Origin of the sequence: Vibrio sp. YYF0003 (assembly GCF_036350715.1) — a bacterium.
GTDB lineage: Bacteria > Pseudomonadota > Gammaproteobacteria > Enterobacterales > Vibrionaceae > Vibrio > Vibrio natriegens.
Genome location: NZ_JAZDWA010000001.1, coordinates 32,691 through 59,354, shown reverse-complemented (window position 1 = coordinate 59,354; position 26,664 = coordinate 32,691). Strand labels below are relative to the sequence as shown.

General features: G+C 45.1%; 22 protein-coding genes. 8 read left to right on the top strand and 14 right to left on the bottom strand.

The features are described 5' to 3' along the window. Positions 1-91: 91 nt before the first annotated feature. Entirely contained in the window at positions 92-1,138 is a 1,047-nt protein-coding gene (locus V1U08_RS00275; protein ID WP_231119412.1) for a LysR family transcriptional regulator, read from the top strand. A 32-nt stretch (positions 1,139-1,170) separates the two neighbouring features. On the opposite strand, the gene V1U08_RS00270 is transcribed toward V1U08_RS00275, so the two are convergent. Beyond that, entirely contained in the window at positions 1,171-2,214 is a 1,044-nt protein-coding gene (locus V1U08_RS00270) for an NAD(P)H-dependent flavin oxidoreductase (protein ID WP_330469597.1), read from the bottom strand. Between the two features lie 145 nt (positions 2,215-2,359). Next, a complete protein-coding gene (locus tag V1U08_RS00265) occupies positions 2,360-3,220 on the bottom strand; it encodes a mechanosensitive ion channel family protein (RefSeq protein ID WP_014233954.1) in 861 nt (286 codons plus the stop codon). A gap of 310 nt (positions 3,221-3,530) precedes the next feature. On the opposite strand from V1U08_RS00265, the gene V1U08_RS00260 reads away from it, so the two are divergent. From V1U08_RS00260 to V1U08_RS00250, 3 genes are all read left to right on the top strand, one after another. After that, on the top strand, positions 3,531-4,844 hold the full coding sequence (locus V1U08_RS00260) for a molybdopterin-dependent oxidoreductase (protein ID WP_330469596.1): 1,314 nt from the start codon (positions 3,531-3,533) through the stop codon (positions 4,842-4,844). 5 nt (positions 4,845-4,849) lie between these two features. After that, positions 4,850-5,509 (top strand): c-type cytochrome, encoded by a 660-nt coding sequence (locus V1U08_RS00255; RefSeq protein WP_330469595.1) that lies wholly within the window; start codon positions 4,850-4,852, stop codon positions 5,507-5,509. Positions 5,510-6,112: 603 nt separating this feature from the next. Then, entirely contained in the window at positions 6,113-6,892 is a 780-nt protein-coding gene (locus tag V1U08_RS00250) for a hypothetical protein (protein ID WP_330469594.1), read from the top strand. Between the two features lie 112 nt (positions 6,893-7,004). On the opposite strand, the gene V1U08_RS00245 is transcribed toward V1U08_RS00250, so the two are convergent. From V1U08_RS00245 to V1U08_RS00205, 9 genes are all read right to left on the bottom strand, one after another. After that, positions 7,005-7,607, bottom strand: a complete 603-nt coding sequence (locus V1U08_RS00245) for a methyltransferase domain-containing protein (protein WP_330469593.1) — start codon at positions 7,605-7,607, stop codon at positions 7,005-7,007. Between the two features lie 100 nt (positions 7,608-7,707). Next, on the bottom strand, positions 7,708-8,910 hold the full coding sequence (locus V1U08_RS00240; RefSeq protein ID WP_330469592.1) for a phenylacetate--CoA ligase family protein: 1,203 nt from the start codon (positions 8,908-8,910) through the stop codon (positions 7,708-7,710). A gap of 9 nt (positions 8,911-8,919) precedes the next feature. Continuing rightward, complete coding sequence (locus V1U08_RS00235) at positions 8,920-9,741, bottom strand: ABC transporter ATP-binding protein (RefSeq protein WP_014233948.1); 822 nt, start codon at positions 9,739-9,741, stop codon at positions 8,920-8,922. Between the two features lie 79 nt (positions 9,742-9,820). Beyond that, complete coding sequence (locus tag V1U08_RS00230; RefSeq protein ID WP_014233947.1) at positions 9,821-11,065, bottom strand: ABC transporter substrate-binding protein; 1,245 nt, start codon at positions 11,063-11,065, stop codon at positions 9,821-9,823. A 45-nt stretch (positions 11,066-11,110) separates the two neighbouring features. Next, positions 11,111-12,178: a branched-chain amino acid ABC transporter permease gene (locus V1U08_RS00225; RefSeq protein ID WP_014233946.1), complete on the bottom strand. Its 1,068-nt coding sequence runs from the start codon at positions 12,176-12,178 to the stop codon at positions 11,111-11,113. Positions 12,179-12,189: 11 nt separating this feature from the next. Beyond that, the gene (locus V1U08_RS00220; protein ID WP_014233945.1) at positions 12,190-13,083 is read right to left on the bottom strand and encodes a branched-chain amino acid ABC transporter permease; all 894 of its coding nucleotides are present in this window, start codon (positions 13,081-13,083) and stop codon (positions 12,190-12,192) included. Beyond that, positions 13,083-15,035: a long-chain fatty acid--CoA ligase gene (locus V1U08_RS00215; RefSeq protein ID WP_330469591.1), complete on the bottom strand. Its 1,953-nt coding sequence runs from the start codon at positions 15,033-15,035 to the stop codon at positions 13,083-13,085. The genes V1U08_RS00220 and V1U08_RS00215 overlap by 1 nt, the downstream gene beginning before the upstream one ends. Then, a complete protein-coding gene (locus V1U08_RS00210; RefSeq protein WP_014233943.1) occupies positions 15,035-15,835 on the bottom strand; it encodes an ABC transporter ATP-binding protein in 801 nt (266 codons plus the stop codon). The genes V1U08_RS00215 and V1U08_RS00210 overlap by 1 nt, the downstream gene beginning before the upstream one ends. Positions 15,836-16,076: 241 nt before the next feature. Beyond that, the gene (locus V1U08_RS00205) at positions 16,077-17,714 is read right to left on the bottom strand and encodes an electron transfer flavoprotein-ubiquinone oxidoreductase (protein ID WP_330470218.1); all 1,638 of its coding nucleotides are present in this window, start codon (positions 17,712-17,714) and stop codon (positions 16,077-16,079) included. 159 nt (positions 17,715-17,873) lie between these two features. Between V1U08_RS00205 and V1U08_RS00200 the strand changes: the two genes are divergently transcribed. Both V1U08_RS00200 and V1U08_RS00195 read left to right on the top strand, forming a co-directional pair. Next, positions 17,874-18,626, top strand: coding sequence for an electron transfer flavoprotein subunit beta/FixA family protein (locus tag V1U08_RS00200; RefSeq protein WP_020333759.1), 753 nt, complete (start codon positions 17,874-17,876; stop codon positions 18,624-18,626). Further along, positions 18,623-19,549, top strand: coding sequence for an electron transfer flavoprotein subunit alpha/FixB family protein (locus tag V1U08_RS00195; RefSeq protein ID WP_243977927.1), 927 nt, complete (start codon positions 18,623-18,625; stop codon positions 19,547-19,549). The genes V1U08_RS00200 and V1U08_RS00195 overlap by 4 nt, the downstream gene beginning before the upstream one ends. 73 nt (positions 19,550-19,622) lie before the next feature. Here V1U08_RS00195 and V1U08_RS00190 read toward each other — a convergent pair whose 3' ends face one another. The 3 genes from V1U08_RS00190 to V1U08_RS00180 form a co-directional block, all read right to left on the bottom strand. Next, on the bottom strand, positions 19,623-22,832 hold the full coding sequence (locus V1U08_RS00190; RefSeq protein WP_330469590.1) for an HD domain-containing phosphohydrolase: 3,210 nt from the start codon (positions 22,830-22,832) through the stop codon (positions 19,623-19,625). 197 nt (positions 22,833-23,029) lie between these two features. After that, positions 23,030-23,401, bottom strand: coding sequence for a DOPA 4,5-dioxygenase family protein (locus V1U08_RS00185; protein WP_330469589.1), 372 nt, complete (start codon positions 23,399-23,401; stop codon positions 23,030-23,032). A 120-nt stretch (positions 23,402-23,521) separates the two neighbouring features. Beyond that, positions 23,522-24,442: a LysR family transcriptional regulator gene (locus V1U08_RS00180; protein ID WP_330469588.1), complete on the bottom strand. Its 921-nt coding sequence runs from the start codon at positions 24,440-24,442 to the stop codon at positions 23,522-23,524. Between the two features lie 108 nt (positions 24,443-24,550). Here V1U08_RS00180 and V1U08_RS00175 point away from each other — a divergent pair, with 108 nt between their 5' ends. After that, entirely contained in the window at positions 24,551-25,603 is a 1,053-nt protein-coding gene (locus V1U08_RS00175; protein ID WP_330469587.1) for an MBL fold metallo-hydrolase, read from the top strand. Positions 25,604-25,846: 243 nt separating this feature from the next. Further along, the gene (locus tag V1U08_RS00170) at positions 25,847-26,422 is read left to right on the top strand and encodes a DapH/DapD/GlmU-related protein (RefSeq protein ID WP_330469586.1); all 576 of its coding nucleotides are present in this window, start codon (positions 25,847-25,849) and stop codon (positions 26,420-26,422) included. Positions 26,423-26,664 lie beyond the last annotated feature (242 nt).

Here is a 26,664-nt window from a genome sequence, read left to right as displayed (position 1 = left end):
GAAGACATCTCCCTTCTACTTCAGCAAACGGTCACAAAGACAGTATTGAGTATGTGAAAAAAGTAGTTAAAAGCCATAATGATGAATTAGTATGATATACATAGCCTATCGCTATGGGGTGTTCATTCAAGTAACCATTCAAGGAAAGAAGCACATGCTCAACCCTAAAGACCGCCTTTTACGTAATCTCGACTGGAACTTACTGTATACGTTCTTAACCATTGTTAACGAAGGTGGTATCAGTGCTGCTGCGCGCAAGTTATCGCTCAGTCAACCCAGCGTAAGTAATGCGTTGAAGCGACTTGAAGAGCACGTAGATAAACGGCTCATACTGCGTAAAAAAGGCGTGTTCTCTCTTACTCTGCACGGGATGCGAGTTTACGAGTATGCCTCATCAGTGAGTCGTATCATTGGCAACATGGCGGATCAATTTGTTGATCAAGCGGATAATATTCAAGGCGAGTTGACGATTGAGATAGCCAGTCATCTGCAGTGCCCGGCGTTCGATGCCACACTGGCGAACTATCACGCGCTGTACCCTAACGTTATTTTTAACGTTAATACCCATCCAAGCGCTGACATCGTCAGTCATGTCGCTGACGGTTTATTGCACATCGGATTGAGTAATAAGAAAATAGCAAAAACAGGCATTCGCTGTGACTTTCTCGGCTACGAACAGATGGGTTTTTATTGCGGACGAACCCACCCGTGCTTTGGTCGCGAAGACTTGACCCTCGACGAAATTAAAGGCTTGCCCTACATCTCTTTTGAAAGCGACCAGCCAGGAGAAGGACTGGACGCTATCGCCCACTTTCGTGAACAACAGCAGTTTTGGGGTAAATTAGTTGCCGTTTCGTCCAATGTTGAGGAAGTTCGCCGTATGATCATGGCAGGAATCGGCTTTGGTGCACTGACTGTCGAAAGCGCCAAACCTTACGTTGCACAAGGACTACTGTGGCCACTTCCTCCCTACGAATCACTGCCCGTAACCGAAATGTATCTAGTAACGCCAGAAACGGTCTCGTTGAGCGATATTGAAGTGCAGTTTGTTAAACTGCTCAAGCAACAAACTCAAGAGTTGGTGCGCGATACCCTTAATGCGATTCAGAGTGCTCATCATCAGCCTCAGGGAGATTAAGTCGTACTACCAATCTCTATAAATATTGAAAATTAACGCAGCCCAGCTAACGCAAGCGTCATCTCTTTTGCCGATATTTCTTGGCAACCTTGCGTATTTTGACCACACCATAAAGGCGAGAAGTCATCCATACCTTGGCTTTCAGCTTGTTTTCGTAGTTCCGTCATTTCAATCGAGGCGAATGGGAATTCTGGCACGGACGAACTCATATAACCCAGTTCTCTCATTGCTCGATTGACAATGCCACGCGCTGGTTTTCCAGAAAAAATATTCGTTAATGCGGTATGTTGTGATTTCGCCTCTTTCAGAGCCTGTCTATGCAGTGTCGATGTTTGAGCTTCTGTACATAACAGATAAGCCGTTCCGACTTGTACCGCTGTCGCTCCTAGCTGTAAACAAGAATGCACTGAGCGACTGTCAGCGATACCACCTGCGGCTATCACCGGAACGTTGACTCGATTTACAATTTGAGGAAGAAGTGCAACCAACCCCATTTGCGTCGAGATATCTTTGGATAAGAACATTCCGCGGTGGCCACCAGCTTCTATGCCTTGTGCAATTATGCCATCCACTCCGCGAGACTCTAACCAAAGTGCTTCCTCTACCGTCGTCGCTGATGACACGACTTTGGTGCCCCATTGTTTGACTCGATCTAGTAAGTCACTATCGGGCAAACCAAAATGAAAGCTAATGAACTCAGGAGAAAACGGTTCAATCGCATCCGCTATCTCATGGCTGAATGGCACCCTGTTCGCGCCACCAGCCGCAAGCTTCATATCTAAATCAAGTTCATCAAAAAACGGTTTTAACTCATTTTGCCAAATCGCTTGGTGCTGTTGATTGAAAGGCGATGCATCATGACAGAAAAAGTTGAGATTAAATGGTTTGCTGGTTGCCGCTTTGATCGCCTCTATTTCACTCACGATTTGCTCAATACTCAACATGCCACAAGGTAAGGACCCTAGCCCTCCCGCTTCACTCACAGCAATGGCCAGATTACTTCCTTGGACACCCGCCATCGGCGACTGAATAACGCAAAGTTCGGTACCTAATAAATCCTTATATCTTGTGCTCATTATTTCCCTGCTTCTCTAGTGAAGAAAACGAAGCACACATAATGCAACCTTTTGCGCATTCATACAATCCGCGAGTATCGCTGAGGTTCAAGGTTTTAAAGGTTAAGGAGCCATCACATGAGACGATGCGTCGGGGCAAGATTGGCTAACGTTCCCGAGAAACTTTAATTTCGCCATCAATATGAACATCACGTTGAGGGAATGCGATCTCAATACCTTTTCGCTCAAAGGCTTCATAAATTTCAAAACGTATCTGACTGGATACGGCACGAATCCCTCCTTCAACCGTTGAATGGATCCAAAAATACGATTCAAAGATAAGAGCGTTATCACCAAAGTCCTGGAAGAATACATCGGGCTCTGGATTACCAAGCACTTGTTCTTGTTTTAACGTCACTTCTTTCATTAACGACGCGACCAGTTTTACGTCACTTCCATAAGCAACACCGACCACGACGGTGCCTCTTACCAACCTGTCGCAGAGTGTCCAGTTAATGACCACGTTTTCAATCAACTGACTGTTTGGTATTAACATGTGCACACCATCAGTACGTCTGATCCGCGTAGAACGGGTATTAATTTGCTCGACCGTACCTTTTGCTCCTTCTACTTCCAAAAAGTCACCAATCCTAATCGGCTTTTCACCAATCAAAATCCAGCCACTTATAAAGTTATTAATGATGTTTTGAGCACCAAAACCAAAGCCAATCGCGACAGCACCAGACAGGAAGGCAAACGCGGTAATAGGTACATTGATCAACGAAAGTGTGGTGAGGAAAATAATCCCGAGAGCGATGACGAACAATATCCGCTTAACTAAATGAATAACATTCGGATCTTTCCCTGCTGACGCCATTCTGGACGTAACCGCTTTAATAAGTATTTTGGACAGCCACAAACTAACCAGTATCCAAGTGGGAACCATCAATATTGCCCACAAAGTGATGGGTTGATCATTAAAGGTAAATAAGGTGGTCTCTAGAAAGGAAATGACTTTATCGAACATAGAAGCTCACTTTTATCTTATTGTTTTTGAGTAATACAACGCGTGTTAATTAAATTGTAATCCACATAACGACAAATGAAGGTTTTAAGCCTTCTCCGAATCAAAATAGAACCTGTAAATCCGAAAAAGCATCGAAGTGTGCTGATGAGGAGCATATTTCTCACAAATATTGTTAAGGCTATCAATAGTCGACTAATGTTAGTGATGTAAAACTTATTTCGGACGTTATTTGTAGAGTTCGGTGAAACGACCTGCAGAACCATAAAAGTACAGAGATGTTCTTGGGCGTTAACCGGTAAAGGAACGCATCATGAGTGAGAACGAGAAAAACAAGCCGCAAGGGATTTATAAATATTATGAAAAAAATCCGGAGTCTGCGGATGGGAAAGTCTTTGGACGAGTCAGCCATCCTGACAGGCGAGGCTTTTTAAAAGGCGCGGGATTAGCAACGATGGCCGCCGTGCTTGGCGGAGCCATTCCCTTCCACCGTAACATGCCCGCTGGGATAATCCCGGCAGCATTTGCGGAAGGGCTCGATGACGTAATGATTGAAGGTAAAGATGGTCTGACTGTGCTTAACGACAGACCAATGAATGCTGAAACGCCACCTCACCTTCTTAATGACGACATTACGCCTACCCGCCATCATTTCATACGCAACAACGGCATCCCTCCAACCGCAGTCAACGCTGAAGCGTGGAGCTTAACCATCGATGGTCTGGTGGACAAACCCATGACGCTTACGATTGCCGATCTGAAGAAAAACTTCGATGTGATCGAGCAACAACTCGTCGTGGAATGTGGCGGTAATGGCCGTGCATTCTTCGATCCTAAAGCATCAGGTAACCAATGGACTTATGGTGCGGTTGCCTGTTCAAGCTGGACGGGAGTGAGGCTAGCTGATGTTCTCAAAGCTGTCGGTGTCAAAGACGGTGCGGTTTATACGGCACATTATGGTGCAGATAAACACCTTTCGGGTCAGGAAGGTAAGTTACCTATTTCTCGCGGCGTACCCATTGCCAAAGCGATGGGCGCTGAAAACCTTATCGCCTTCGAACAAAATGGTGAACCTCTTCATCCAATGAATGGTGCGCCACTACGTTTGGTTGTCCCAGGTTGGCCAGGCTCCTGTTCGCAAAAATGGCTGACACGAATTCAAATCCGCGATCAGGTACATGACGGTCCGAAAATGACAGGGACATCCTATCGTGTGCCTAACAGACCAGTGGCTCCCGGCGAAGAAGTGGCAAAAGAGGATTTTGAAATCATCGAGCGTATGCCGGTGAAATCCCTCATCACGTCACCACAAACTAACTCACAAGTGGATGGAAACGAGGTTGCGGTGCGCGGTCATGCCTGGTCTGGAGACCGTAAAGTGACAAAAGTTCAGCTTTCCATTGATTTTGGCGCAACCTGGATTGATGCCGATCTCGCCGCCCCAGCAAACGAAGGAGCTTGGCAGACCTTTAGTGCTAAAGTGAAATTCCCACAACCGGGCTACTACGAAGTTTGGGCAAAAGCGACCGATGATCAGAATGTTAGCCAACCTTTTGCCATCGCTTGGAATCCAAAAGGATACCTAAATAACACCTTTCATCGCGTTGCTTTGGTCGTTAAGGGGTAACCACAGTGAAAAGTCATAACCTTAGAGAGCGGGTCTTCCCGCTCTCTCTATCACTATTAAGCCTTGTTAGTGGGCTTACCTTTGCAAACACAGAGTTAATTGAAGCGGGCGAACAACAAGCAATGGTATGTAAAGCTTGTCACCAATTTGAACCCAATGGCGTCACTGTGGTTGGTCCGCCACTGTGGGGGCTGGCAGAACGTTCTATTGCTAGTTTTGCGGGCTTTAATTACAGCGAGGGAATAAAACAGTATCAAGGCAAATGGGATGCTGAAAATCTTGATGCATTTTTAGCGTCCCCCACTGAGTTCGCACCAGGCACCAACATGGTGTTTCCGGGAGTGAAAGACCCAGGAGCTCGAGCCGCCATCATCGCGTGGCTTGCGACTAAGAACCCCTCACCTCCTGACTGGGTTACCCCTTCGTCCGGAATGGAAGTAAAATCAGCGGGGGATGGAATCTTAACACCGGGAGAAAACATGGAACTGGTTGCGGCAATATGCTCTGCTTGTCATTCTTTACATATGGTCGCCCAACAAGGTTTAAGCAGAAAACGTTGGGATAAAATGCTCGACTGGATGATCGAAGAGCAAGGTATGGAAGAACTCGATGGCGATGATCGTGAAGCTGTTCTTGATTATTTATCTGTCTACTATGGCCAATAATTCTCTTCTTCCTAATAATGCTAGTAAATTCAATTGATAACTTAACAATTGAAACGCCCATATAAATAAATAAGAGTAAACTTTATGGGCCTCAAACCATTTTTATTTATTCACCAGATTGCTTACGTCTATTTTTCAAATTTATTTTTTATAATAAAAATAAGAGGAAATTTATAAACCGTATTATAAACAAATAATTATAATACTCTCCATAACTTATATGAAACTATGTTTATATTGAATTTAAATTTAACCACCTGCCACAATTAAACAGAAAAAAATAAATTCATTTTATTATCAAATCCTTAAACAAAGTTTCCTTATTCATTACTTTCCCACCTCGCGTTTTTCGCTTTGAAAAACACATTGCATATTGTTATCTCTTTTAAAATAGGAATTTTAAATAAGCAAACTATTTTTGTGCAATTTATTTTATTTCAACTAGTATCTTATCCAATGGTTTTTATCAAGGACTTAATTAAAGACCATTCTGGCCATAACTAAATTTAAACGTGGCCTGTCATTTTATTGTCGTATCCCATTTCGTTATTGATTGTATTAAGAATCTGGGGAACTTATTGTTTCAATAATCAGGAGTTAGACATGAGTTTTAAAAATATTTTGTTATTAACAGCGATAACAGGTGCCTTAGGCTCAACTTCCGCACTAGCAGGCCCATCTGCAAAATTCGCTGCAACATGGAGCACAAATCCGGCACAGATTGTAGCACTCAACTTTGAAAACTATGACACGAATGAAAGTGTTGCACCCGAAAAACACGGCCATGTTATTACTACCCTGAAAGTACCTCAAGACAAAGAGCTATTGATTGGCGTTTCTGCTGAGATTGGCATTGTCACTGACACATCAGTCAAAGGTAAAGACGGAGCTTTAGCCAAAGCGATTGCTGATGGACGAGCGACAGTAGTTGTAACGGCAACACCTGTAGGTGGAGGCGAAGAAGTAGAAGCTGTTCCTGGTGAAATTACTCTTTCTCAAAGAATTCAAGAGATGAGTGCAACGTTGGCAGGCGTTATCGAAACATGTGAGCTATCTGTCGAAGGTACTGTTGATGAAAATGGAGACGTAGTAAGCGAAGGCTCCTTAGACGTAACAGAAGATTGTGAAGTTACCGACGAAGAAATCGGGCTCATGCAGGATACGCTTGCAGCACACCACTTTAACTTTATCTTGCCTAACATGGATGCTGGTGAATATGAGATTAAAGCTTACTTTACCACCAAAGCAGGTGTAGGTCTTACTACAGAGGAACTTTCCGATGCCAGTGCTTATGCGAAGGTCTTTGTAGGCAAAACAATGGTCACGGTGCAACAAGTGCGCGCAGCTGCAAACGGCTTATCGGAGTTCGACATCGTTGAATAAAAATTAAGATAACAAAATGAACCATCGTAAGCCTCTTATTTTCCCAGTAGTAAAGAGGTAAACGATGGTTTTTCAACTTCACTTCCGGTGCACATCTCAAGAACGTAAATCACTACTTCTTCTGCCACACCATCCAATACTCTTTACCTTTAAACACGTCGACGCTGTCAGTCACTGGTGCGGATTCTATGAGAGAAAACGACTTATCTAACCGCCTTTCCAACTCGCCGCTGCGCAAACAAAATGGAGGAAAGCGAGATAGATAGTCGTTATCGATAACAAAATAACCCACCAGAAGACCTTTGCTTGGTAATAACCGCTGAATCATTGCAAAGTAATCGTCCCACTTCTCTTTTGGTAATGCGGCTAAAAATGCTCGTTCATAAATCACGTCAAACGGCTCGGAAAATTCAGCACTAAACACATCCCCTAACCTGACGTTATCTTTGTGCCTGCCTAGCTTTGATTGAGCCATTTTCACGGCTTCTTCGCTATAATCCATCGCGACAACATCATGTCCATGATCGACGAACTGTGTTACCTCATACGCTGCACCACAACCGGGAATAAACACAGATTGAGCATCACCGGAGATTTGGCTTAGGTAACGTTTTAGGTCTTCGGGCGCTTGATTTCGATCCCACGGCATTGTGCCTTTGACAAACAAATCATCCCAGAAATTCACATCGATATTTGGTGAGTCTGTCGTTTTCATTGCACTTCCTTTAAATCGGTATTGTTTAACTTAAAAAGGGATACGCGACTTATCTCGGTATCCCTTTTATCCTAGCCTTACCCTGTTATATCTAACGTTGCTAATTGCGTAAATCGTTAATCAGAGGTTGCTCCGCGCTGTTCGGCACAAACTGGACCTTGCCCTTGAGCTTAGTAACAGACTGCAACGTTGCTTGAATATCATCGGCAGAAACGTGACCTTCCTGGCAACAGAATGTAATCGTATCGCTGAAACCATCGCGCTCAATTTTTAACGAGCCGGTAATTTCATGGCGACGGCACACTTCCTGTATCTGGTGCGGATAAACAAATAAGCCTTTAACTTTGACTGCCGAATCGGCGCGCCCCATCCAGCCCTTTATGCGCATATTAGTACGTGGTGAATCAGAGTCTCTTTCGATGTAAGCAGAGAGATCACCGGTTGCGTAGCGAATAAGCGGAAATTTTTCATCCAGAGAAGTCACCACCACCTCACCGATTTCACCTGATTGAACGGGGATACCATCAGGGTCAACGATTTCGACAATAATATCTTCTGCAATCACTAAGCCTTGTTCACCAGATACCTGATAAGCAATCAAACCAAGTTCTGCGCTCGCATAAGCTTGAGACACTGCAATGCCCATGTCTGAAAACGCTTTTTGCATGTCTGCAGTGACCGCTTCTCCAGAAACCAGAGCCTTGTTAATGCTCGGCTTCTCACCATATTGCTCTTGATACTTGGTTAGCAAAGTAATCAGGTAAGATGGTGTCCCGGTGTAGCCAGTTGGCTGAAGCTGTTTGATCGCTTCAATTTGCGCTTCACTATTCCCTACTCCAGCCGGAAACACGGCACAGCCGCAGGCTCTGGCCCCGCCATCCATAATGAATCCGCCCGGAGAAAAATGATAAGAGAGCGTGTTGTGGACTAAATCCCCACGGCGAAACCCAGCCGCGTGAAACGCACGCCCCATTCGCCAGAAGTCAGCTTCATCCGTTTGCGCTTCATACAATGGGCCTGGAGATTGAAACACGCGTGCCATTTGCCCGATACTGACGCTGTTCAAACCTCCAAACGGCGGCTTGAGTTGCTGCTGGCTTGGGACATTAAACTTGCGTGTAATCGGCAACTTCGAAATCTCTTCGCGACAACTTACCGCAGTAGGATCAATATCTGCGAATAGTTTGGCGTAATGCTCGCTGTGCGCTTTTGCATTTTCAATCAGTGTCGGCAGACGTTTAAACAGAGATTCTTCTCTCTCTGTTGACGGCAGAGACTCTTTCGCATCGAATAATTCGTTCATCACCACTCCTTACAACCAACGCTTACGACGTTTGTAAGATTTTAAGTTCTTAAAGCTCTTGCGCTCTTCATCGCCGCCACCAAGGTAGAACTCTTTCACGTCTTCATTGTTAAGCAGCTCATGCTTAGTGCCATCGAGCACAATCTTGCCTGATTCCATGATGTAACCGTAATCGGCTGCATGAAGGGCAAAGTTCGCGTTCTGCTCCACCAGCAACATGGTAATGCCTTGGTCTTTGTTGATCTTCTCAATGATACTGAACACCTCTTTCACCAAGAGTGGCGAAAGCCCCATCGACGGTTCATCAAGTAAGATCATTTTTGGGCGAGCCATGAGTGCACGGCCAATTGCGAGCATTTGCTGCTCACCGCCAGACAAGTAGCCAGCGAGACCAGTACGTTCTTTGAGTCGAGGGAAGTAGTCGAACACCATTTCGATGTCTTTCTCGACCTCGTTGTCGTTGCGGGTAAACGCCCCTAAACGAAGGTTTTCAATAACCGTCATGTCTTCAACGATTCGACGCCCTTCCATCACCTGGAAGATACCCGAACGGACAATTTCTTCCGGGCTCTTGTTGTCGATACGCTCGCCCATGAAGGTAATTTCACCACGAGTCACTTCACCGTCTTCGGTTTTCAACAAACCCGAAATCGCTTTTAGTGTGGTCGATTTACCCGCCCCGTTTGCGCCTAATAGCGTCACGATTTGACCTTTTGGTACTTCAAGGCTCACACCACGCAGTACCAAGATTACTTCGTCGTAGACCACTTCGATATTGTTCACCGAGAGCAGGATTTCTGCTGGTTCTATATTCGTTGCTAATTCACTCATCAAGCCACTCCTTGTGCAGGTGAGAGTTGCCTCTCACCTATCCTATTCTTAGTAATCGTTATGCTTAGTAAGTAGAAGATTAGTAACCTAACCAATCATCACGACGTGACAATGTAACTTGAGACACTTTCTTGATGTCTACCGCGCCCCCTTGGTTATTACCCATAAACACGTTTACGGTAGTGGTGCCACGGTGATCTTCTGGTTGCCAGTTAGCAGGAATACATACACCCTCCAGGCCTTTTGGTACCCAGTTTTTGTGTACGTACATGCCTTTCTTGATGTTATCACCCGTAATACCACCGTTGTCTTTCGCCCACTCCATCGCTTCTTTCATGTAGAACGCAGAGCACACGCCACGGATGTAGTGGTGAGTTCGAAACTCTCCCGGTTCCGATTCTGAAAGTTTGGAAATTTCCTCTACCAGTTTCATTCCTTCTGTATCATCACCCCAGAATGCGGTCATACCCGGGAAAACGTAGTCTTTCAGACCGTCACCCGCCGCTTCAATAACCGGTTTATCACCGCCCCAGATGTTCGCCATGTATTGGAAGTCGGTGCCGACCGTGTTACACGATTTCACAAGAGAAATAACCGAACCACCTAAGTTTGCAATGTAGCCGTAGTTGGTACCAGACTCTTTAAGTGACAGACATTGCGCTTTGAAATCGCCCGGTTTAAGCGACACAACCACTGGGTTTTGCACTTCAAAGCCCAGTTCTTTAGCATACTCTGCACACGCCTCTTTTGGCGCATTCGGGAACGGGTGGTTATCACCGATGTGAGTAAATTTAGGCGCAGTGGTATTGCCTTTCGCTTCCCAGTCTTCTTTCGCCCATTTCACCAATGCACGACAGGCATCTGAGTAAGAAGCGCCGTAGAAGAAGTTGTACGGAGCAGGTTTGGCTGTTTTCGGGTTTTTACCTGTTGGGTCAGTTAAGTGGCCCGAGTAAGATGCCGAAAAGACAGGTACTTTGTCTTTGGTGACAAAAGAGATTAACGCTTCGGTATCCGCCGTACCCCAACCTTGCAGCGCGACCATGTTCTTACGGGCAACCCAACGTTTGTAGTTAGAAATCGCAACTGGCACTTTGTACGCCATATCCACCGTTTCAAATTCTAATTCGGTACCGTTGATACCGCCATTTTCGTTAATCCACTGCAGTGCATCTCGTACACCAGAGCCGTACGGTTTACTTACATAAGCCGTTGGACCAGAGAAGTCCACCAGATGCCCGACAAACACGGAATCTTTCGCCCAAGATGCGGTAGTAAACAGTGCCGAAGATAGCACCAACGTTGTCGCTAAATGTCCTTTGTTCATAACTCGTTGTCCTTGTTATTGAGGTATATTCCACTTAAGTACACGTTAATAAGAGAACGGATAATGTTTCCAATATGCTCGAATCTGCTGCCAGCGATGTGACAATCCTTGAGGTTCGAAAATCAAAAACAGCATGATGACCAGACCAATTGCCATTTCTTTGAAATAAGCCAGCCCATCAATAAACGAAGTGTTATCGCTAAACGCAGCCAAACCCGTTACACCAAACTCTAAAACTTCTGGCAGCAATACGATAAATATCGTGCCCATTAATGTGCCTTTTACTGAGCCCAGACCACCGATGATGATCATCGCCAGGAACTGGATAGACATCATGATGGTGAAGCCTTCCGCAGAGACAAAGCCTAAGTAATGACCGTAGAGTGCGCCGCCGATACCTGCGTAAAATGCGCAGACACCAAAAGAGAGCAGACGATACTTGGTCAGATTGATACCCATGATTTCTGCGGATAGGTAATGATCTCGTACTGAGACAAACGCACGTCCATCACGCGAACGAATCAGGTTCGATGCCCACATGTACATAAAGATCAGCGCAAACAGTGCAACATAGAAGAAGCTTTCATCGGTCGAAAATTCGAAACCAAACAGATTGATTGGGTTTGCACTTGCACCGTATGAACCACCACTGAACCACTCAGCGCGAGCAAAGAAGTCTTCTAAAATGAACTGCGCCGCTAAAGTCGCGATTGCGAGGTACAACCCTTTGATACGTGCCGCTGGCAAACCAAAGATCATCCCGACAATCATGGTCAGGTAACCCGCGAGCGGAATGGCAAGCACCACAGGAATGTTGTATTGGTTATTCAGCCATGCCGATGCAAAGGCGCCAAAGCCAAAAAACGCACCGTGACCTAACGAAATTTGCCCGGTAAAGCCAACCAGAATGTTCAGACCCAGCGCTGCAATACCTAGATATGCAATCTGAATAAATAGGTTGAGGAAGTAGATATCCAGAACCAGCGGCGCTGCCAACATCGCGATAACACCCGCTATCGCTAGTCTTCTAATGGTTTTGGTTTCAAAAATCGGCGTATCACTTTTGTATGTGGTTCGAAAATCCCCACATGGGCGCATGCTAAGTTGAGCCATGTTATTTCTCCTTAAATACGCTCAATATCTTTGGTACCAAACAGGCCATATGGCTTGAAGGCAAGAATGATTAACAGCACATAGAAAGGTGCGATGTTGTAAAGGTTACCCACTTGCAGGTATTGGCTATCAAAGAACTCAGCCAGATTCTCTAGTAACCCGATAGTGATACCACCAACAATCGCCCCGACCACCGAGTCCAAGCCACCTAAGATTACCGCTGGGAATACTTTGATGCCGATGATGGATAGCGCGTCAGAAACACCGTTTACAATCCCGATAACAATCCCTGCTGTCGCGGATACCATCGCCGAAATAGCCCAACTGATCGCAAACACTTTCTTGATGGAAATGCCAAGACTCTGGGCTACTTGCTGGTTAAATGCTGTCGCTCGCATCGCCAAACCCATTTTGCTGAATTTGAAGAACCAGTAGAACGCACCCATGATGATCATTGAGAAGATCAAGCTAAGGATGTAAGCAAATTCAACGTTGAGACCACCGATATTCACCACGTTTGTTTCGAATACTTGTGGATAAGAAACGGCTGATACGCCAAATATCCATTTCATCAGTGCCTGGAAGAACATCGACAGACCGATCGTCACCATAATGACCGAGATGATCGGCTCACCGATTAAAGGCCTGAGTACAATGGTTTGCACAGCAATACCAAACACCATCATAAAGGCGAGTGTCAGTAAGAATCCGATAAAGAACGGTAATTGAAGGTGAACCAACGCCGCCCAGCACACCCATGCGCCGATCAGTAGAAATTCACCTTGCGCGAAGTTCACCACCTGAGTCGATTTGTAAATCAATACAAAGCACATGGCGACAACGCCATACAACATGCCGACGATTACGCCATTAATGACGAGTTGCAGTAATAAATCCGTATTCACTATGCGATCCTCCGTTGTTCGCTATCCACCAGTGTCAGCTCATGTTGAATAAGCGTTTCAATCACCAGTGACGTTTGAATGCGTGTCTTAGTCCCATCCTGATAAGTAATCACCGTATCGACATCGACATTTGGCGCTGCACTGTAAATGGTTTCGATGATGTCACCGTATTTCTCCGCAACCACACCACGACGAACTTTACGCGTACGGGTTAACTCGCCGTCATCGGCATCCAGCTCTTTATAAAGCAGAATAAATTTGCTGATTTTCTGTGCGTCCGGCAGAGACTCGTTCACTTTGAGTACTTCTTCGCGAATCGCTTTATACACCTCAGGTTGCGCAGAAAGGTTGGTGTAATTGGTGAACGCAATACCCTTTTGCTCTGCCCATTTGGCGACGATCGCGTAACGAATACAGATAATTGCAGAGAGCCAAGGTCTGTCTTTGCCCACCACAACCGCTTCCGCGATAAATGGTGAGAACTTGAGTTTGTTTTCAATAAACTGCGGAGAGTAACGGTCGCCATGACTGGTTTCCGACATGTCTTTTAGTCGGTCAATCACCACTAAGTGACCAGAATCCTTAAAGTAGCCCGCGTCGCCAGTGTGCATCCAGCCATCTTGCACATCTTCATCGTAAGCGGCTTGGTTGTTAAGGTAGCCGGTAAACATACCAGTACTTTTGGCAATGATCTCACCCACACCATTGCTGTCTGGGTTGATAACTTTCACTTCCGCATTGTCAAACGCCACACCGACTGAGTCGTAGTCGACATCATCCGCTTTATGCACGGTGTACGCGCCACACATTTCGGTCTGACCATAAAGCTGTTTGAGTGGCACACCAATCGCTTGCAAGTAACGGAAAGTATCTGGGCCCATTGCCGCACCGCCTGTTGCCGCAGAAGTAAGATTCGAGAAACCTAAACGGTCACGCAGTGCACGCAGAAGTATCCATTCGGCTAGCTTGGAGCGTTTACCCTGATCCAAGGCTTGATTCGCCAACTTCATGCCGAGTTTGTACATTTTCTGCTTAAACGGTGTAGAGTCCATCATTCGAGCAGACACGTCTGCCACAATGTTTTCCCATACACGTGGAGCCAATAAAACGAAGTTTGGGCCAATCTCGCGTAAGTCCGCCATCATGGTTTCCTGCTCTTCGACAAAGTTGACGATTTGACGGGAAATCAACGCCTGACCAACCACATATACCTGCTCCATGATCCAAGGCAGAGGCAGTACCGAAACGTAATTATCACCTGGAGAACGTGGGTCGGCACGCAGATAAGCCGCACAGTGATCCAAAAACGTGCCGCTATGAAGCTGTGCAAGCTTTGGTTTAGAAGTCGTACCCGAAGTGGTACAAAGAATCGAAAGATCGCTGCCTTTGGTTGCCGCAACCATATTCAGATATTTGTCAGGGTCAGCTTTATCTATTAACTGACCTTTTTTATACGCTTTCTCGACATCGATAAGTCTTGGATCATCGTACTTGCGCATTCCGCGTGGATCACAATAAATGATGAACTCAACGCTCGGGATCTCATCGCCCAGCTCAAGCAACTTGTCACATTGCTCTTCATCTTCTGCAATCACTACTTTCGCTTTGGCATAGTTGATTAAATACGCCACTTCCTCGTGCATCGAGTCTTGATAGATGCCCAGTGAATAACCTTTGATCGCATGCGCGGCCAGTTCGCCCCACACCCATTCAGGTCGGTTGTCGCCTAAAAGCCCCACAACGTCTTGTTCACCAACACCTAAATCTTGTAGTGCAAGCGCCATCCACTTGACTCGGTCTTCATAATCCTGCCAAGTAAATTCTCGCCAAATACCAAATTCCTTCTCGCGCATAGCGACCTGATCTGGCCAGTGCTTGGCGTTGTGCTGCAACACTTTTGGAAAGGTATCTAAGCTGGTTATATCTGCCCAATCATTATGTTGCTGTGCCATTATGCACTCTCCTCTAATGTCGGAAGTTCTTCACCCAAATAAGCTTGTTTCACGTGTGGATTCGCCATGACTTCTTCTGGCTGCCCCATTGCAATGTGTTTACCAAAGTCCAAAACGAGAACCCGATTGGAGATGTCCATGACCACACCCATATCGTGCTCGATCATGATGATGGTGATGTCCAATTCTTCGTTGAGATCCATGATGTAACGTGCCATGTCTTCCTTTTCTTCAAGGTTCATACCGGCCATTGGTTCATCAAGCAGAAGTAGTTTTGGCTTCAAAGCAATAGCGCGAGCAAGCTCAACACGCTTACGTAACCCATAAGAGAGCGTGCCAGCGGTGGCTTTACGAATGTGTTGGATTTCTAAGAAATCGATGACGTCTTCTACGTACTTGCGGTGTGCCATCTCTTCTTTTTGTGCGTTAGAAAACCAGTAAAGCGGGCCTGTCACGAAATTGTTTTTCAACAGGTGATGGCGGCCAACCATGATGTTGTCGAGTACAGACATATGAGAAAAAAGCGCCAGGTTCTGGAACGTTCTACCCAGACCTAACTCTGCTCGTTGACTCGGTGTACGCTTGGTGACGTCATTTCCGGCAAACACTACGGAGCCTTTGTTAGGCGTGTATCGTCCTGAAATGCAGTTGAGCATTGATGTTTTACCAGCACCATTGGGACCAATGATTGAAAAGATTTCCTTTTCGTTCACATGGAAGCTCACATCGGTTAAAGCTTTAACCCCACCAAAGGCCAATGAAATATCGTTTACCTGCAAAAGAGGTGTTTCCGATACCATAGTTGATCTCCCTTTCTTTTTGAGTGCGTTCCGTGAAGCACTATTTCCATATCCAGCCTGACGTTGATACTGGCAACTGCTTATACACCTATGCATCAACTCATTTATTCAGTTTACGTAAACGTCAAGTTAAAGTCAGAATAGTGCCTAGAAGTTGAAGTTGCAATCCAGTTCATCGATTAAGATTTGAACTAACGCAAACTTTAAGTAAATAAATTGTTAATAGAAATTACATGCAAAATTACATGTTCGGATAATTAGGGCCACCGCCCCCTTCTGGAGGTGTCCAGGTAATGTTTTGACTTGGGTCTTTGATGTCGCAGGTTTTACAGTGAATGCAGTTTGCCGCATTAATCTGTAATTCAGCTTGTTCCTCACCCTTGACTATTTCATACACCCCAGCAGGGCAATAGCGCTGTGCTGGTTCGGCGTAAAGAGCTAAGTTCTGCTCTATTGGAATTCGCTGACTAGCAAGATGCAGATGACATGGCTGGTCTTCTTCGTGGAAGATATTGGACAAATAGACTGAAGAGAGGCGATCAAAACTCAATACGCCATCCGGTTTTGGATAGGCAATCTCATGGCTCTTTTCTGCCAAAAGTAACGACTGATGATCAGGATTATCACAGCGTACATTCCACTTCGCTTTGCCTTTTAACACGTTGTGTTCCAGCATCGCCAAGCCTCCACCTAACCAAGCGCCAAAGCGGTGAATACCACTCGAAAAGTTACGAGCCTGATACAGTTCTTGGTATAACCAAGACTGGTGGAAATGTTTCTGGTAATCAGCACTAACCGACTGATTTAAAATTGCTTCGAATACTGCTTCGGCGGCAAGCATCCCCGATTTCATTGCGGTATGAGTGCCTTTGATTTTGGCACCATTGAGCGTGCCTGCATCACAGCCAATCAGTAACCCCCCAGCAAATTGTTGAGTTGGAAGGGAGTGAAATCCGCCTTTGGCGATCGCTCTCGCGCCATAGCTGATGCGCTTACCATTTTTAAGGTATTGCTCAATCATCGGGTGATGTTTGAACCGCTGGAATTCGTCAAACGGGCTGAGATGAGGGTTGGTATAATTAAGGTCGACGATCAGACCAACCGCAACTTGGTTACCTTCCAAATGATAAAGGTAGCTTCCCCCTGTTGCCTCACTCGCAAGTGGCCAGCCTAACCCATGCACAACTAACCCTTGCTGATGCTGCTCGGCTGGAACTTCCCACAGCTCTTTAAAACCAATCGCATAGTGCTGAGGCGTTTTATCATCAGCCAGATTAAATTTGTTAATCAGTTGCTTACCGATATGTCCACGTGCACCTTCGGCAAACAGAGTAAACTTAGCACGAAGCTCAATACCCGGCTCAAAATTGGCTTTCTGCTCGCCATTTTTATCCAAGCCCATATCGCCAGTAATTACGCCACAAACACGGTTTTGCTCGTCAAAGATAGCCTGACTGGCACTGAAACCTGGGTAAATTTCCACGCCTAAGTTTTCCGCTTCATTCGCCATCCAGCGGCATAAGCTACCTAAGCTTATTATGTAGTTACCTTCGTTGTGTAACGTATTCGGCACTGCCCACGTTGGCAGCTCATGACCATTGAGTTCATTACTCAGATAGTAGGTTTTATCCTGATTAACTTTAGTATTCAGTGGGGCACCCATTGCCTCCCATTCAGGAAACAACTCCTCCAGACTGCGCGTTTCAAACACCGCACCAGAGAGTATGTGCGCTCCGACTTCTGAACCTTTCTCGACAACACAAACTGAGATTTCTTGGTTTTTTTCCATTGCCAACTGTTTAATGCGGCAGGCAGCAGACAAGCCCGCAGGCCCTGCGCCAACAATCAGAACATCAAACTCCATGCAGTCTCTTTCCATGGTTGTATTCCCTTCTTCTTTTTGCATGTTGCCAACTTGTTAAACAACAATATATTTAAAGTTGACGCAAACGTAAAGGTAAATTAACATCAATTTAAAGACGTCATCACATCGTCTTCACTGTAAACACATAGTCTTCACTGTAAAAAGGAATCTAACGTGAAAATACTAGTGCCAATTAAAAGGGTCATTGATCCTTACATTAAGGTCCGTGTTAAGTCGGACAACAGCGATGTTGAAACCAATAACGTCAAGATGACTATCAACCCTTTCTGTGAAATCGCCGTTGAAGAAGCTGTGCGACTTAAAGAACAAGGGATTGCAGAAGAAGTCATCGTTGTGAGTGCGGGTGGCACACAGTGTCAGGAACAATTGCGTACTGCCCTAGCGCTAGGCGCAGATCGAGCCATTCATATTGAAACTGAAGACAAGATTGAACCGCTGGTTGTATCGAAACTACTAAAAGCGATCGTCGAACAAGAGCAAGCTCAGCTGGTGATCACCGGTAAACAGTCTATCGACACCGACAATAACCAAGTCGCACAAATGCTGGCAGCTCTGCTTGACTGGCCTCAGGCAACCTTCGCTTCGGAAGTGAAGATTGAAGATCAAAAGGTTCAGGTAGTGAGAGAAGTTGACGGCGGTTTGATGACAGTAGCAATGAGCTTACCAGCGGTGATCAGCACTGATTTACGCTTAAATGAGCCTCGCTTTGCGTCTTTGCCAAACATCATGAAAGCCAAACGCAAACCACTAGATACGATCACTCCCGAGAGCCTGGGTGTTGAAATTGTATTTAGCCAGACCATCACTGAAGTCACGCCACCAGCGCAACGAAAAGCAGGCATCAAAGTAGAGTCTGTCTCTGAACTTATTGATAAGCTACGTAACGAAGCGAAGGTGATTTCATGAAGAATCTAATTATTGCAGAACATGACAACCAGCAACTGCATGCCGATACGCTGAAAGTTGTGAATGCTGCGAGTCAGGTGAGCCAAGACAATACTCTACTCGTGGTTGGTTATCAGTGTGAAGACGTTGCCCAACAAGCAAGCCGAGTTGATGGTATTGCCAAAGTGATTTGCATTGACGACGAATCGCTGGTGCACCAATTCGCCGAAAATATTGCTCCAGTTGTGTCAGGGATAGCCGACGGATTTGACGGCATCTGGGCAAACTCTTCATCAAAAGGGAAAGATCTTGCGCCACGCATCGCAGCTAAATGCGGAGTTGGACAAATCTCAGATATCGTTCAAGTGGTGGATGACAAGACATTTATCCGACCAATTTATGCGGGCAACGCGTTCGCTAAAGTAACATCAAACGACTCATTGCGTGTGGTCACCGTGCGTGCTTCGGCCTTTGACCCGGTTGCCTGCAATAGCCAAGTTGACATTGAACATCAGCAAACCACCGTTCAATCTCCAGTTGTTGAGTTGGTCGCTATCGACAAGACCGTTTCAGAGCGACCTGAACTCACCGCCGCTGAAATCGTGATTTCTGGTGGTCGTGGCGTGGGCAGCAAAGAAAACTTCGAGCTTATCGAAAAAGTCGCCGACAAACTTGGCGCAGCGATTGGGGCGTCTCGCGCTGCCGTCGATGCTGGTTTTGTCGCGAATGACTTACAAGTTGGCCAAACCGGTAAAATTGTTGCACCTAAGCTTTATATTGCGGTTGGGATCTCTGGTGCAATCCAGCACCTTGCAGGTATGAAAGAGTCAAAAGTCATTGTTGCGATCAACAAAGATCCAGACTCCCCTATCTTTGAAGTTGCTGATTACGGGCTAGTCGGCGATCTGTTTGAGATTTTGCCACAGCTTGCTGAACAACTGTAAACAGTCAAACAAAGGGCGAGCAGGTTGATGCTCGCCCTTTTTGATCCTCTTATATTAAAACCTCGCGCTTAAACTAGAACCCACCACTTACGTTCTGAGTTTCAGGCTCTAAAGGCTTGCTACAATTTTGTGACTCTTCAACATCAATCTGCTCATCTGGTAGGAATGTTTTCGCATACTCGATGTGAAGGTTATGATTTAACATCAGCTCAAACAAATCCTTATCTAAGTGCCCGTCTTGAACCATAAAATTGAGTATTTTTATCGCTTCACTTAGTGGTTTGGCTTTTTTATACGGTCGGTCAGATGCGGTGAGTGCTTCAAATACATCGGCAATGGCTAAAATTCGAGTTGCGGTCGGCAATTCATCTGCACTGAGTTGTTTTGGATATCCGTCACCGCGGAGGGTTTCATGATGACCACCTGCATATTCTGGAACACGCCTTAATTCTTCCGGTAATGGCAAAGCTTCAAGCATTCGTATCGTAGAAACAATATGTTCGTTAATTCGGTAACGGTCTTCTGCAGTTAACGTACCTCTGCCGATACTCAAATTATACAGCTCTCCTTGATTTGCCTGATATTGAGGAGCGCGCATTTTAATCTCTTCACCAGTTTTACTATTAGGGTCTTGCGGCCATTTAATCAAATGCTCTGGCTTATCAGACAACAGATTTTCTTCACACGGCACACTCTGAGACTCTATGCTTTCAATACGTCGGCTTTCTTCTGGCGACAAACCCAGCCGGTCATCTAAGTGGCGAATCCAGGTTTGAGAGGCGATTTCCTTCAATCTATCCAAGTGTTCATCAGACATAAACTCGCCACCCACATTACATTGGGCAACAAAGGCAAAGTCATCTTTAATCTGCTCCTGACGCTGAGCAAGCGCGCGTTTCAATTCGTCGGCATCTTTACCAGATTCAATGCCTTTCCAATAGTCAATTTCCGCCTCTCTTAACAACACTTCAAAACGCATTCTAACCATATGGATTCGGTTAAATATCGCTTCAAGCTTGGTGCCTTTGTCGACGATATGTTCTGGTGTGGTCACTTTACCGCAATCATGCAACCACGCGGCAATTTCAAACTCCCGCCACTCTTCTTCTGTTTTCAGTTTGAAATCTTTAAAGGCTGGCAAATTACTCTTGTTAGCGGCTTTCGCGAGTTCAATCGCAAGTATTGGTACCCTCTCACAGTGCCCCGCCGTATAAGGAGACTTGTCATCAATGGCTTGAGCAATCAGCTTGACGAACGAGTCCATTAATTCTTGCTGATGTTTTTGATATTCTTCGATCGAGCGAGACATAGAGAACATCGAATCCGAAAGCGCCGAAAGCTCGGCTATCCAACTTGGTACTTTCTCTACTGAGCTAAAATTCCGCTTCTTGATTTTTTCGCTCTCACCAAATAATGCCCGAACCGGTCGGACAATGACATTGGCGAAAAACAACAGTACTGGCAAAAGCAACAACATCGCACCAAACGTGATGACCGTAGACTTGTTCACTTTATCCATATACGGCGCTTGAATTATCTCCGTGGGTAGAACAAATCCTATATATTCTTTGGTGCCCAGGCTTGCTTCGACTCGCTGAACATAAAGGGTGTACGGTTTGCCGTGACTTTCAATTGATGCCAATACCGGACTGTCCGTTTCGCTCTGTTTTGCCATGTTGACCAGTTCACGAAACGGCACAACCCCCGCTTTAAGAGAACGGACAATATTGTTGTTTTGACTGCTTTGATCGCCCAGATCTTCTAACCATTTCTTTTCTAGCGATTGCTTCTCTGTGTCAGAAACAGATGCCATGGCTTTGTTAAGTAAACTCACCAGTGGCTTTTTATCTTCAGCAACCATTATCGACAACGTTTGATCGAAGCCTTGTATTGCTTGATGTACCTTTAACTCACTAAGAGAATAAGCACCAACCAAGTAGTCTGCGACTCGCTTAGACTCCAACGATGCATCGGCTGTTCGGTTTTCCACCGCTTTAAGTGCACTTAGACTGTCTTTCACTTTTAGGACATTAATATTGGGATAATCGCGCTGAATACGCTCAGCCAATCCCGATCCCACCGAGATAGCCAGTGACTTCCCTTCTAACTGATCTAAGCTGCTGACGTTTGGATGTTCTGTTCTGGTGACAATCGCGCTGGATAGCTCAAGATACGGTGTGGTCGATAAGCCCGTGTGTGGCGTTAACGGCAGCTCGGGGACTGACTGTTGAATATCGATATTACCAGATAGGTACAGAGCGTTTAAATCTTCCCAACTGTATCCGTTAACGTATTTGACGTCTAAACCGAGTTTTTTGGTTAAGAGACTCACCAGATCGGTAGAATAACCTTGCGGTAACCCGCTGTAAGAGAAATCGAATGGTGGCCAGTTTGATTTATTCGCGATCCGAAGAACACCAAGCGAATCGACATAATGCTTCTCTTCGGCAGTCAACGCTATCGGCTGTGTTGGTAAAGCATCAGTGTCACTGGCTAACTCGAAGGAGTGTGCATGAATGCGTCCGTTGGTATCAAATATCATTGCTTCGCCATCGGAGTTATTCTTAGCAAGAAATGCGGATAATGATGTAAGAGAGATATCTGCTGCGATAACGCTATCGGTATTTTTTATGCGTTTGGCGTAAGTGACACCCGGCGTTTGTAGATTGTGGAAAAGATAAGGCGCAGTTTTGACGACTTCATTGCTGTTGATGGCTTTTCGATACCAGGGACGCCTATTTGCAGAATACGTCGTGGGCTCTACATTGCGGCGAGTGAGGTTGAAATTACTATCGTAATACTCAGACAATCGCTCCTTTCCTCCTCCTGATTCATAAATTTTAACCACTAACCAACTTTCATCTGTCGCCGCACCGTGTTTGGATTTTAAATTCTCACTGCTGCCGAGATTTATCAGCTCATAAAAGTCGCCATTTCCATAACCAATGTATACCCCATATAAATTATTATTTTTTAACATCGCTTGCGCGATCACTTCTCGGGCTGAGTGTTGAACACTGGTTTCGACTTCCTGATCTATTTGGGGAAAGTGTGAGAGTACATTGATGAGGTTACTTGTTTGTGTATTGAGTGAATCAATTTTTTCGCTAAAGCCATTTGCAGTCCGGTTGAACGCCGTTGATGCGGCATCTTTGGCAAGTCCCTGACTAAAGTAATACTGTAATGAAAGGGCTAAGATAACGATTAATGAAGATAAAAATAGAAATACGGAAACCACTGTTACTTTCATACTGAAAGTACTTTTCTTGACCGCTTCGCTCATGTTCCCCAGCCTCCCTGGATAACAAATCACCTGCCAACGATATGATTATTCTTATTGTTAAAATATTAGGTTAGATCAGATACTTAAATATTCAAGATTTAACATAACCTCTAAGTTGCCTTATCCTGGCTAAACACAAAAAGAAAGGAGCCGCGAGTGCGACTCCTTAACATCCATTCGGCTGGTGATAGGCTCTATCAATCTTCTCTTTCTGATGTCGCTTCGAAAACAGATAAATCCAACGCAAGGCTTTCACCGAGCCAATACGCATACAGAGTATGATCTTCCCACTCGTTACCTGAAAGCGCGTGAACCAAAATTGACAAACCTTGTCGATTTTCATCTAACCATGGAATGAGCTCATCAAAATCCTTAGACGTGAACTTGAGCTGACAACTCCATTTCGGGTGCGGACCAACCAATTTCTCATGGACTCGTCCCATTTTTACACGAAACCTTTCTTCGGCTTCTCGGCATAGCCCTGACGCAAACGCCACCGTTTGGTGATCAAAATAGACATGGGCATGATAAGCCCGATGAGAGTTTACAGGTCGTTTAATTTCGTTCATGTTGTACTTCCATATCCTTTTTAGTTAAGGACTTATAAATATTAACTTAACTGTCAGACAGTGTAGACTATCTCAACCGCCTCCATAGATGAAGTTGAACGTAATCATCCATACCGCAGATTAATTCTGAACGATTAAGCTTCTTTCCCAGGGTGGAATATCGCCGCCAAAACGCTCGACCAGAAAATCGACCAATAACCTCAAACTAACCGGTTGGTAATTACGTGATAAATAAACAGCATGTATACCTAGCACTTCAGGCTCTTCTTGCGGAAGAATACTCACTAGCTTGCCATCTCTCAAATCATCACCCACATAGTACGTGGGTAACATGCCGATCCCCGCGCCTGAAATTACCGCACGACGTAATATCTCGGTTTCATTGGTTTGTAAATTACCAGCGACTTGATACTCAACAATCTCACCATGTCGTATGAAGCGGTAATGACGGAAAACGCCAGCAATATGAGTAATACAGTTATGGCTATGCAAGTCCTCCAGAGAGTTGGGATAACCCTTTTCTTTAAGATAACTTGGTGAGGCACAAAGTACTGAACGACACAACGCAAGCGGGCGACTAATCAAAGTTGGATCAAGCGTATTAGTAATACGAATGGCAAGGTCGACCCTTTCTTCAACCAGATTAGAAAGGTTGTCCGCAACGGAGAGTACAATGTTGATTCGGGGATAAATTCTCTGGAAATCCACTATCGCTTGCGTCAATTGCACATCAGCAAATGAGCCAGTGGCGTTGATACGCAGCTCCCCCTGAACTTCCCCACTGTGTTCCTGAGCAACATTTTTTGCATCCTCGGCTGCAAGAAGCATTTGCTTACATGCCGGTAAACTCGCTAGACCAGCCGCTGTCAGGCTAACTTTTCGTGTCGTGCGGTGGAGTAAACGAGCACCAAACCAGCTTTCAATAGCAACAAGATAACGGCTAACCATCGCCGTTGACATATCCAGCCTCTTTGCGGCTTTGGTCAAACTGCCTTGTTCCGAGATCTCGACAAACACTCGAGCGGCGGTAAATCTATCCATTATTTCAATCTATGCAATAATCATTTAACCCAATCGGAATTTATCCACAATGCCAATAGATATACATTGATCCACGTCCTAGTTCGATAAAAAATACAGGAAGTTTCAATGACTACGTTACCTCGTATGTTCGCTCCCACACTGCTTTTAGGAGCCATCGTTTCAGCCAGTTCTGCATTTGCTGCCATCAAAGAAGCACCTTCAACTGTTGACGCGGTTTACAAAGTTCAATCCAGCACTCAGGCTTTAGAGCCTGGAGAGAAAGTCGCCGATTTGTTCCAACTCAATATGTCTACACCGTACGTGTTACAACGTTTAACAGAACACACTTATTGGTATGAATCCGGTTTTTACGCAACCATTTTTTATGTCGGTGAAAAAGGCGTCCTGCTATTTGACCCACTGGAAATGCGTTCTGATAAAATTCTGCAAGCGATTCGTTCTGTAACCGATAAACCAATCGCGACCATCGTGTATTCACATGACCATGCAGACCATATTTCTGGTACAGCAGAGCTGTTGGAAGCAATTAAAAGTACACAAACTATCGCACCAGAGATCATAGCTTCACAAGCAACAGTCGATAAAATGGAGTTACTGGGAAGTAATATCCCTCGCCCGACTAAAATACTTGAATGGCCAGAAAGTAAATTCCAGTTTGAAGATCAAACCATTGAACTTCACGGCTTCGCTCACGCAGCGCATACTGACGACCACTCAGCGTGGTTACTTGTCCAAGAACGAGTCATGCATGCACCGGACTTACTCAATGCGGATCAGCCACCATTCTGGAACTTTGCGGGCTCAGAACGTTTTACTTACTTAGTACAAAACCTGAAGACGGTTAATGCTATGGAGTGGGATCACTTCAACGGTGGGCACGGTAACGTTGGCTCACACGATGATTTCAATTTCCACCTCACTTTTATTGCAGACCTAGAAGCTGCCGTAGCGAAAGCAATGCAAGAAGTACCATTTGGTTTTGGTGTTGAAATGGATAAGATCAACGCTCATACCGTAATGCTGCCAGCGTGGTATGGAGAAATCGCGCGCAAAGCGACCGAAGAGCTTCGTCCGAAATACGGCAAATACTACGGATACGAGACGGCGGTTCCTGCTAACGCACAAATGATTGCCGAGTACCTATACAGCTATCGTTAATCGGAAGTCTTGTCGCTCAAAGACAAAATTTCTGCCATTACCTTTCTTCCTTAAGTTTGGTGGCTTCTTCCTTTGTTTAAGGCAAGCCACCTTTTTTGCGTTTATGCGTTCCTATCTAAGGTGAAGCTGTCATAAAACAACTCATCGGGGCACTTGAGAAAATGCCTATTTAATGCTTGATTCACAGACTCAGTGTGATACTGATTAATTAAATATAATCATAGAAAACAACAGGAAGTATCGATGACTTTAAATGATTGCTTGGAATATATGCGCAAAGGCGGAGTGATTGAAGGCGGTTCTGACATCCACTTACAGTGTTACGAATTAGCGCAGCAAGCGCTTAAAATCACATCAGAGCTGAATGGCAGTTATCACACTTCAGAAGAAATAAGAGAGATCATGTCTGAGCTAACAGGTAAGCCAATACATGATAGCTTTATGATGTTCCCACCGTTCAATACAGATTGCGGCAAGAACATTACCATCGGCAAAAATGTGTTTATTAACTCAGGTTGCTGTTTTCAGGATCACGGTGGTATTACCCTCGGGGATGGTGCGTTAGTCGGTCATAACGTCGTTCTGGCAACGCTTAACCACGACTTAGATCCCCGTAAACGCGGGACAACCATCCCGGCACCGATTGTTATTGGTAATAACGTATGGATTGGAGCAAATGCAACCATACTGCAAGGTGTCACCATTGGTGATGGTGCTGTTGTTGCAGCAGGTGCTGTGGTGAGTAAAGACGTTCCGCCCAACACCGTAGTAGGCGGCGTACCAGCGAAGTTCATTAAAGAAATAGAACTCGAAGATTAATAACCTTCCAACAATGTAAAGAGCCTAACCCGGCTCTTTACAACTCTCATTAATAATCGAATAAAACAAGCGGTCTTCGTTCTTATCTTAAATTCCACCCAGACCTAATTATTTCGACTTTCTCTTAATTTCCCAAAAATTATTAAATTAAAAAACATGTTAGTTACTAGATTAAGAGAGTAAATCTATGATAATCGTTGTTTAATATTATATTTAATGAAAAATAAGGTTACGTATCTGAA

What these genes read in the sequence shown, in the direction of transcription:
- V1U08_RS00275 (WP_231119412.1), top strand. Translation starts at nt 92, where the DNA reads ATGATATACATAGCCTATCGCTATGGGGTGTTCATTCAAGTAACCATT.
- V1U08_RS00270 (WP_330469597.1), bottom strand. Translation starts at nt 2,214, where the DNA reads ATGAGCACAAGATATAAGGATTTATTAGGTACCGAACTTTGCGTTATT.
- V1U08_RS00265 (WP_014233954.1), bottom strand. Translation starts at nt 3,220, where the DNA reads ATGTTCGATAAAGTCATTTCCTTTCTAGAGACCACCTTATTTACCTTT.
- V1U08_RS00260 (WP_330469596.1), top strand. Translation starts at nt 3,531, where the DNA reads ATGAGTGAGAACGAGAAAAACAAGCCGCAAGGGATTTATAAATATTAT.
- V1U08_RS00250 (WP_330469594.1), top strand. Translation starts at nt 6,113, where the DNA reads ATGAGTTTTAAAAATATTTTGTTATTAACAGCGATAACAGGTGCCTTA.
- V1U08_RS00245 (WP_330469593.1), bottom strand. Translation starts at nt 7,607, where the DNA reads ATGAAAACGACAGACTCACCAAATATCGATGTGAATTTCTGGGATGAT.
- V1U08_RS00240 (WP_330469592.1), bottom strand. Translation starts at nt 8,910, where the DNA reads ATGAACGAATTATTCGATGCGAAAGAGTCTCTGCCGTCAACAGAGAGA.
- V1U08_RS00235 (WP_014233948.1), bottom strand. Translation starts at nt 9,741, where the DNA reads ATGAGTGAATTAGCAACGAATATAGAACCAGCAGAAATCCTGCTCTCG.
- V1U08_RS00230 (WP_014233947.1), bottom strand. Translation starts at nt 11,065, where the DNA reads ATGAACAAAGGACATTTAGCGACAACGTTGGTGCTATCTTCGGCACTG.
- V1U08_RS00225 (WP_014233946.1), bottom strand. Translation starts at nt 12,178, where the DNA reads ATGGCTCAACTTAGCATGCGCCCATGTGGGGATTTTCGAACCACATAC.
- V1U08_RS00215 (WP_330469591.1), bottom strand. Translation starts at nt 15,035, where the DNA reads ATGGCACAGCAACATAATGATTGGGCAGATATAACCAGCTTAGATACC.
- V1U08_RS00210 (WP_014233943.1), bottom strand. Translation starts at nt 15,835, where the DNA reads ATGGTATCGGAAACACCTCTTTTGCAGGTAAACGATATTTCATTGGCC.
- V1U08_RS00205 (WP_330470218.1), bottom strand. Translation starts at nt 17,714, where the DNA reads ATGGAAAGAGACTGCATGGAGTTTGATGTTCTGATTGTTGGCGCAGGG.
- V1U08_RS00195 (WP_243977927.1), top strand. Translation starts at nt 18,623, where the DNA reads ATGAAGAATCTAATTATTGCAGAACATGACAACCAGCAACTGCATGCC.
- V1U08_RS00190 (WP_330469590.1), bottom strand. Translation starts at nt 22,832, where the DNA reads ATGAGCGAAGCGGTCAAGAAAAGTACTTTCAGTATGAAAGTAACAGTG.
- V1U08_RS00185 (WP_330469589.1), bottom strand. Translation starts at nt 23,401, where the DNA reads ATGAACGAAATTAAACGACCTGTAAACTCTCATCGGGCTTATCATGCC.
- V1U08_RS00180 (WP_330469588.1), bottom strand. Translation starts at nt 24,442, where the DNA reads ATGGATAGATTTACCGCCGCTCGAGTGTTTGTCGAGATCTCGGAACAA.
- V1U08_RS00175 (WP_330469587.1), top strand. Translation starts at nt 24,551, where the DNA reads ATGACTACGTTACCTCGTATGTTCGCTCCCACACTGCTTTTAGGAGCC.
- V1U08_RS00170 (WP_330469586.1), top strand. Translation starts at nt 25,847, where the DNA reads ATGACTTTAAATGATTGCTTGGAATATATGCGCAAAGGCGGAGTGATT.